Below are 7892 nucleotides of genomic sequence, written 5' to 3'. Positions count from 1 at the left end.
GACTGCTGCGCAGTCCAGCGGGAGCAAGCTCCCTCGCCACAGGTACTGAGTTCGCCCTTGGCTGGTTGGCATTAGGGCCTGCCCCTACTTTGGAGCCACGCTGGCTGTCAGGGTTGTGGCTCGGGCTGACCGGTAGAAAAATTGCATCGCACTCAGATTTTTTTACCGCTCACCATTTTTTTTACATAAGCGCATTTTGTCGGATATTTTTTTACACCCCGCGCCCCTTACGCAACAACACATCCAACTCATCCACCACCTCAGCCCAATCCGCATCTTCCAGAATGCCCTCACGCAAAAACTGTCGCTGACTGTCGGTCCAGAAGAACGCATCCGCCAGTTTCAAATCGGCTTTGAGCGGCGAGTGGACCGCCACAAACTGGTCAATGCTGACCGGGTCATCCGGCAGGCCAAGTTGCTTGAACAATGCAGGCAGGTCGTGCACAGGCGGTTCCATGGTGAGTTCCTGATCAATGAAAGTCAGACCGAGTCTAGCGGCAACCCTCGGGTTGCGCTGACGCGACGTTGCACAACACAAACAAACGCGCCCGCGCGCCGCCGCCGTCCTGGCGACTGAGTTCGCGCCAGCCCTCTGGCAAGGGCGCAAAGTCGTCCGGCGCTTCGTTGCTGCTGATCAGCCACACGCGGCGAGTCTCGGCGGGCAAGGCCGACAGGCGATCAAGGTAGATGCGCCCGCCATCCTGGTCCACCAGCGTGCCGAAGCCATAGGCGTTGGGCCGGGTGGGTGTGCCGTCAGGCTTGGGTGGGGTGTAGAGCTGCAATTGGGCATCGGTCTGGTCGTAATACACGTAGCTCAGGTACCACATCATGTCGCTGAGGACGATGCGGTCGTCTTCCTGGTAATTGCGATTGACGAATTCCACGGGCACGTTGAACTGGTCGTGTTCGTCGACGGTGAAGTTGTTCTTCAGCCCCATCAGTTCCACCCCGACAAACAGCACGAACAGCGCCGCCCCCAGCCAGGCCAGGCGCGACGGCAGGCGGTCGATGGCCAGGGCCACGAGGATCGGCAAGCCCAAGGCATACACCGTGAGGTAGCGCTCGATAAACACCGGGGAAACAAACGACACGCCGTACACCAGCAGCAGCGGCAGCAGCAAAAACAGCGCCAGCAGACTGGCCGGCCGATAGCGCTCGCGGTCGCGCCAGACGGTCACGCCGACGATGCCCGCCAACAGCAACGGGAAGGCCCAGAACAGCGGCGCCCAGAAGCCAATACCCTCATCCTGCAGCACAAACTGCCAGATCATCGACGGCAGGGACAGCAGGCTGACCGGTTCTTCCCAACCAATGTCGCCGCCCACCTTGAGTTGCTCGACGTGTTGCACCAGGTCCAGCAGGTTGGGCAGCCAGGGCAGGTACAACAACACGATCACGCCGTTGGTCAGCCACCAGGCCGGACGCGCCAGCAGGCGTTCGCCGCTCGGCTGGGTACGCCACAGCACGCCCAGATAGGCCCAATGCACCAACACACACAGCGCGGTGAAGTAATGGGTATAGAAACCGGCGCTCATCAACAGCCCATACACCGCCAGGTAACGCGTGCGCTCGGGCTGTCGCACCCAGTACACCAGCGCCAGCGTGGCGCCCAGCAGCCACACGCCAAGCAGCGAGTACATGCGCACTTCCTGGCTGTAGCGCACCGCCGTCGGCAGCAGCGCCAGCAACAGCCCGGCCAGCACCGCAGCACGCCGGGTGGACAGTTGCCGCGTCAGCCAGATGCCCAGGCCCACGGCGAGCACGCCGGGGATCGCACTCATGCTGCGAATGGAGCCGATGCTGTCGCCGAACAGCTCGATCCAGCCGCGCAGGATCAAGAAATACAGGGGCGGATGCACATCGTGGGCCGCGTGAAACCACAGGTCGCCCACCGCGTATTCGCTGAGCAGCAGGCTGGAACCTTCGTCACCCCAGATCGCTGCCGCCGTCAGTTGATAAAACCGCACGGCCATGGCCAACGCCAGGATCGGCACCCACCACAGGCGGCTGATCCAGCCGGCGCCCTCCCACGTGAGGCGGTTGCAGGCGGGCAACGCCGCGACCTTTTCGTTTTGCTCTACCACAGACCGACGCACCTCGATTCCCCTGCCACTGCGCAAACACCGCCACTCTAGGACAAAAGCCCGCAGCTCGCTGCTGGTATCGGACAAATCGGTGATTTGCGTAGGCCTTCACCGAAGCTTTTGTGAGATCAGGCTATGATTGCCTCCCTCCAAGGACTCAGGATCAAGGACACGTCATGCGCATCGGTTTTCTGTCACCTCTGGCACTGGCTCTGTTGGCCAGCGCTTCCCTGCCGGCACTGGCCAGCTCCGACGACTCGTGCTACCCCGACTGGCGGGTCGCGCGTGACAGCCTCGACACGTGCAACAACCTGCCCTTCCTGAGCCCGGGCAATGACAGCCGCGTCAACCTGCGCCTGTTGCTCGCCGACAAGAACACCGTGGCGCTGACGCCCAACGCCTTGAACGAAGACGACCTGGCCCAGGGTTTCGGCCCGGTGCCCTTTGCGGTGTACCGCCTGACCCCGACCGGCAGCGGCGAGACCCAACCCGACTCCGACGACTCGCCCACGTCCGAACTCGACACCCTGCTGCAACCCCTGGGCATCAAGCGCGAGGACGACAAAACCGCCGGCTCCGCCTTCCTCAACGGCGAAGGCAGCCGCTGCCGCAGCAACGACGATGACAGCGCCACCGCATTTGTCCGCCAAGTGACCAAGGCCGACATGCCGGCGGCCGAGCGCCAGCTCCTGGTTCAATCACGCCTGCAACTGCTGACCACCTGCACCTGGGACGGCCCGGTCATCGCTGACCCGCAGCAGATCCAGTCCAGCGACGGCCAACTGTTTCGCACCTACCTGCAAGCCGCCGCCGACTTCTACAGCGGCCGCTTTGCCGAGGCCGAGCGTGGTTTCTCGGCGCTCGCCAGTGCCAACTCGCCCTGGCTGAAGGAGACCGCGCTGTACATGACCGCCCGCACCGCGCTGAACCAGGCCCAAGCCAACACCTACGATGAATACGGTGTGCCCAACCTTGAGCGTGTGGATAAGTCTGCGCTGGCCGCTGCCGAGCAGGGTTTTGGCAACTACGTGAAGACTTATCCACAAGGCGCCTACACCGCTTCTGCCCGTGGCCTGCTGCGTCGTGTGTATTGGCTGGCGGGCGACAACGTCAAGCTCGCCGACGCCTACGCCTGGGGCCTGACCCAAGCCACCGAGGCGCAGCGCAATGTGTCGCTGGATGAACTGGTGGAAGAAGCCGACGTGAAGCTGCTGTCGGTGACCGGCGGGCCGATCGACACGCCTATGATTCAACTGGTCAGCGACCTGATGCGGATGCGCGCCCACAACCCACCGACGCTGAGCCGGGAAGACCTCGCCCAACGCAAAGCCGTATTCGCCCAGGACCCGGCGTTGTACGACTACCTGCTCGCGGCGTATGCGCTGTATGTCGAGCATCAGCCCGACAGCGCCTTGCAGCACTTGCCCAAGGACGTGCCGTCGCGCCTGGATTATTTCGCCTTCAGCCAACAGACCCTGCGCGCACTGGCGCTGGAAGACAAAAAGGACTGGAAAGCCGCTGAGGCCCTCTGGCTGCAACTGCTGCCATTGGCCAAACAGCCGCTGCAACGCGACCAGTTGGAGCTGGCCCTGGCCCTGCACTACGAGCGCAGCGGCCAGTTGGCCAAGGTGTTTGCCGCCGACTCGCCGATCAGCGCCAAGCAGGTGCGCTACATCTTGCTGCGCAACGTCGCCGGGCCTGACTTGCTGCGTCAACAACTCGCCCAGGCCAGCGACCCGCTGGAGCGCGAGACCGCGCAATTCGTGCTGCTCTACAAAAACCTGCTGCGCGGCCAGTTCGCCAGCTTCGCCGAAGACCTCAAGCAACTGCCGACGCCAGCCCCCGAGGACAAGCTCGGCACCAGCCTGGGCTACGTCTATAGCGCCAGCCAGACCTTGCGCTTGTTCCAGTGGAACGGCGAAAAAGCCGAATCCGGCTACGCCTGCCCAAGCATCGCGCAAACCGCCGCGACCCTGCAGGCCGACGCCAAAAACCCACAAGGCTTGAACTGCCTCGGTGAGTTCATCCTGCGCAACAACCTCGACGGCATGCCGCTGGAACAGGCCCGCGCCGCCGGCAGCCTGGGCAGCAGCGCGTCGGACTTCAAGGGCGAAACCTTCTCGCGCCTGGACGGCTACAAACAGGTGATCGGCGACGCCAAGGCGCCGAAGAACGACAAGGCCTACGCGCTGTTCCGGGCGATCAACTGCTACGCCCCGGCCGGCTACAACAGCTGCGGCGGCCAGGACGTGACGCCGGCGGTGCGCAAGGCCTGGTTCCGCCAGCTCAAGAGCGGTTTCGCCGACACCCAGTGGGGCAAATCGGCGCAGTACTACTGGTGAAGCACCTGTGGCTCGGCTTGCTGCTCCTGGCAAGCCCGGTGTTCGGCGCGGTGGATGCCCGCGACTACGACGCCTTCTGGCTGTGGAGCGGCGTCGCGCCCCAGCCAGTCCTCAAGCAGGCCAACACCCTGTACATCCTCCAGGGCCAGATCAACTCCACCCGCCGCGCGCCCCAACGCGGCGTGCAACTCATCGCCCAGGGCATCGGCGTGCCGCGCCTGAGCCACGGCGAGATCTGGGTGGTCTACCGCGCCCACACCCTGCACTGGCCCGAACCGGTCTACACCCAAGTGCTCGGCCAGGTGCAACGCTGGCGCGACGCCGGCAACCCGGTGGTCGGCATCCAGATCGACTTCGATGCGCGCACCCAATACCTGCACGAATACGCCGACTTCCTGCGCGACCTGCGCCAACGCCTGCCCACCGATTTGCGCCTAAGCATCACCGGCCTGATGGACTGGAGCAGCAACGCCGACCCGGCGGCCATCGCCCAGCTCAAGGGCGTGGTGGATGAGGTGGTGGTGCAGACCTATCAAGGGCGGCACAGCATTGCGGATTACGCGGCGTATTTGCCACGGCTGAACCGGATGGGGCTGCCGTTCAAGGTGGGATTGATTCAGGGTGGGGTGTGGGAGGAGCCGGGGTATTTGCAGGGGAGTGAGTGGTTTCGGGGGTATGTGGTGTTTTTGCAGAATCGTTGACAGGGGTGTCAACTCTGTGCAAGAAAGTGTCCACGGTCCATGGACAGTGGACACCAGGATTCTTTACAGCATGAAAAGTCAAGACATCGTAGTGCTCTTCAAATTGATCAGCCTGGACCTGTTGGCCAAAGGCGAGCGCGTGCAAAAGCGTGAGTTCACTGTCATACGTGACCTCGATGACGCCAGCCCTCTCATGCTAAGTGGCCGCTCGATTTCATTGGAGTCCCTTGTCCAATCTCGCGACATCTTTGAGAGGATCCAACTTTCCACTGCCCAGGAATGGGAAGGATGGGACGATATCGAGGATGTCGAGACCGCGCCGAACATCGAAAGCTACTCCGTCCGCGCCCTTTCGGCGTCCCTCGCATTGAGCAAAAGCGAAGTGTCGAACTCAATGAATCGATGCCGCGAAATCGGCCTCATCTACACCGACTTACTGAGCGGCAAACCCAACGTAAGAAGCGAGGCTCTGCTGGACTTCATAAAATACGCAATTCGATACGTATTCCCAGCCAAACCCGGCCCGATTGTGCGCGGCATCCCAACCGCTTTTGCCGCGCCGATAATGGCGGGCAAGGTCATGAGCGGCGGCGATTTCATCCCCGTCTGGCCCGACGCTTACGGAAAAAGCAAAGGCCAGGCAGTCACACCTCTATACAAAACCGTCCCTGGCGCAGTGAAAAAGGATGAGCTTCTCTATCATTTCCTGGCCCTCGTTGACGCCATCCGCATCGGCGGGCCGCGCGAAGCCAAAGTCGCCGACGCCATGCTGAGGGAGTGGATCTTGTGACATCCAACAGAACCATGATGCTGCACATGCTTGAGGCGGTTGCCGAGGCGCTGGGTGACGAGTTGCGCGAACAAGTGGCCTTTGTCGGCGGATGTACCACGGTTTTACTCATCACTGACGAATACACCCTGGAGTCGATTCGCGGCACCGATGATGTGGACCTGGTGATTCACCTGACAGGCACCCTTGATTGGTATCGGTTGGAAGAAAAGCTGAAACCCCGGGGTTTCAAAAATACCGGCCAGGACGCTGTCACCTGTCGCCTCCGACTGGGCGCTCTGAAGGTCGACTTCATGCCCACCGATGAACAGGTCCTGGGGTTTTCCAACACGTGGTTTGTCGGTGGACTGGAAAATGCCATCGACTACACGCTCCCCAATGGCACCGTGATCAAGGTATTTGCTGCACCGTGGTTTCTCGCCGCAAAACTTCAGGCCTATCTGGGCCGTGGGCATGGCGATGTGCTGATGTCCAACGACATCGAGGACATCATCGCGTTGCTGGACGGCCGCGAAGAACTGATTGAAGAAGTGAAACAGGCGCCTGTCGAACTAAGGCGCTACGTCAGCGCACAATTTACAGCCTTGCTGAGGCTGTCGGCATTCCAGGACGTCATCCAAAGCACCGCCCAGGACTCTGATCGTGAGGCGTTGATTCACCAGCGACTGCAAGCATTGATCGGATTCGGAGCATCCGCTTGATCTTGCACTTGAGCCTCAGCCAGCAGGGGACAGACCGCGCAGAAAATCGCGATGTCAGCGGTTCGGCACACAATGCGGGCGCTCATCTTTACGTGATCGCCGACGGCACCGCCAAACCGGGCAGCGCAGAATTGGCGCAAGCCCTGAGTGATGATCTGCTGGGTTGTTTTTCCAACGCGGCGCCTTCTATTGCAACGAGCCCTGACAGCGCCCTGGAACTGGTACTTGATTCGCTCAAACAGGTACAGTCAAACCTTTGCCCTGATTTCCCCTTTGCCTCGACGAGCTACCTGGCGCTACTGGTGCTCGGTCAGACAGCCATCACGATTCACGCAGGTGACTGTTGCCTGGGTTATCTGGACAACGATCAGCGCATGACCTGGCTGAACGCCCCCCACTGTGGACCCAACTGGCAAGGCGACTTGAGCCACACATTTATCGCCAGCAGCCCGGCCCGTAAACGACTGTTCAACTGCATGAGCTACCGACGGCCTCATGAACCAGCCGTCCAATTCATTCAGGTCACTCCAGACACGATGTGGATTTTGGCAACCGACGGGTTCTGGGCCGAACTCACAGTCGAGCACCAACTCCAGGCCATCGCTGGGCGATCACTTGAGGGCTGCTCAACCGAAGACGACGCCACCTTCACGCTATTGCAGACGTAGAAACCTCCCTCACCACCCACGCCAACATCACTCCCCATCCCAACAACCCGAAACCTATGCCAACCCAATCGCCCCCCGTCAAACCCGCATTCCCCCGCCCCTGCGGATCACGCTCCAGACAATTGATCGCACCTTGCAGCTGCAACGCCAACGCCAGTTGCAGCGCCACGATCACCGCACCCACCGCCAGCGCCACCAGCGGCGACAACAGCCACAGCAGCGTGAACGGCAGACACCCGCACAGAAAGATCACCACCGCCAAGCCGCGCGGCCACCAGCGATAGGGTGACTCGCCTTGCTCCAATTCCCGGGCGACGCTGAGGATCAGCGTGCAGAAGTAGCACACCGAAAACAGCGTGCGCACCCACGGCCAGACGCGGGCACCGGTGGCTTGCCGATAGTGCGACCACTGGCGGTACAACCAATAAAAGAAATACCCGCCAAGGGTCAGCAACATCAGGCTGAGGAATTTACGCGGTGCGACGACGAAAAAAACGGGTTGGCGAACCGGCATCCAACTCAGCGCTGAACGCGGGGTGGCGTAGGGGTTTTCGGCGATGGACATGGGCAAGGTCTCGGGAGGTTAGCCGGCAAAAAGGCTAACGC

Annotated in this window: 8 protein-coding genes; 5 read left to right on the top strand and 3 right to left on the bottom strand. The window is 61.6% G+C overall.

The window, feature by feature from the left end:
* Nucleotides 1-211: 211 nt before the first annotated feature.
* Both B348_RS0128665 and B348_RS0128660 read right to left on the bottom strand, forming a co-directional pair.
* Nucleotides 212-457 (bottom strand): DUF2789 domain-containing protein, encoded by a 246-nt coding sequence (locus B348_RS0128665; protein WP_017739466.1) that lies wholly within the window; start codon nt 455-457, stop codon nt 212-214.
* Nucleotides 458-491: 34 nt separating this feature from the next.
* A complete protein-coding gene (locus B348_RS0128660) occupies nt 492-2096 on the bottom strand; it encodes a glycosyltransferase family 39 protein (RefSeq protein WP_026137146.1) in 1605 nt (534 codons plus the stop codon).
* A gap of 164 nt (nt 2097-2260) precedes the next feature.
* Between B348_RS0128660 and B348_RS0128655 the strand changes: the two genes are divergently transcribed.
* The 5 genes from B348_RS0128655 to B348_RS0128635 all read left to right on the top strand — a co-directional run bounded on the left by B348_RS0128655 (nt 2261) and on the right by B348_RS0128635 (nt 7286).
* Entirely contained in the window at nt 2261-4426 is a 2166-nt protein-coding gene (locus B348_RS0128655; RefSeq protein ID WP_017739464.1) for a hypothetical protein, read from the top strand.
* Complete coding sequence (locus B348_RS0128650) at nt 4423-5127, top strand: DUF3142 domain-containing protein (RefSeq protein ID WP_026137145.1); 705 nt, start codon at nt 4423-4425, stop codon at nt 5125-5127. Before B348_RS0128655 ends, B348_RS0128650 begins: the two co-directional genes overlap by 4 nt.
* A 70-nt stretch (nt 5128-5197) precedes the next feature.
* The gene (locus B348_RS0128645) at nt 5198-5917 is read left to right on the top strand and encodes a hypothetical protein (protein WP_017739462.1); all 720 of its coding nucleotides are present in this window, start codon (nt 5198-5200) and stop codon (nt 5915-5917) included.
* Between the two features lie 14 nt (nt 5918-5931).
* Entirely contained in the window at nt 5932-6618 is a 687-nt protein-coding gene (locus tag B348_RS0128640) for a hypothetical protein (protein ID WP_017739461.1), read from the top strand.
* A complete protein-coding gene (locus B348_RS0128635; RefSeq protein WP_017739460.1) occupies nt 6615-7286 on the top strand; it encodes a PP2C family serine/threonine-protein phosphatase in 672 nt (223 codons plus the stop codon). The genes B348_RS0128640 and B348_RS0128635 overlap by 4 nt, the downstream gene beginning before the upstream one ends.
* On the opposite strand, the gene B348_RS0128630 is transcribed toward B348_RS0128635, so the two are convergent.
* Nucleotides 7267-7851, bottom strand: a complete 585-nt coding sequence (locus B348_RS0128630; protein ID WP_017739459.1) for a hypothetical protein — start codon at nt 7849-7851, stop codon at nt 7267-7269. The two genes, B348_RS0128635 and B348_RS0128630, sit on opposite strands and share 20 nt — an antisense overlap.
* Nucleotides 7852-7892 lie beyond the last annotated feature (41 nt).

It is taken from the genome of Pseudomonas sp. CBZ-4 (assembly GCF_000346755.1).
In the GTDB taxonomy this organism is placed as follows: Bacteria; Pseudomonadota; Gammaproteobacteria; order Pseudomonadales; family Pseudomonadaceae; genus Aquipseudomonas.
The sequence above is the reverse complement of the archived record's forward strand: the minus strand, read 5'-3'. Positions and strand labels throughout refer to the sequence as shown.

Coding starts and splice junctions, on each gene's coding strand:
- B348_RS0128630 (WP_017739459.1), bottom strand. CDS start 7,851: ATGTCCATCGCCGAAAACCCCTACGCCACCCCGCGTTCAGCGCTGAGT.
- B348_RS0128655 (WP_017739464.1), top strand. CDS start 2,261: ATGCGCATCGGTTTTCTGTCACCTCTGGCACTGGCTCTGTTGGCCAGC.
- B348_RS0128640 (WP_017739461.1), top strand. CDS start 5,932: ATGATGCTGCACATGCTTGAGGCGGTTGCCGAGGCGCTGGGTGACGAG.
- B348_RS0128665 (WP_017739466.1), bottom strand. CDS start 457: ATGGAACCGCCTGTGCACGACCTGCCTGCATTGTTCAAGCAACTTGGC.
- B348_RS0128645 (WP_017739462.1), top strand. CDS start 5,198: ATGAAAAGTCAAGACATCGTAGTGCTCTTCAAATTGATCAGCCTGGAC.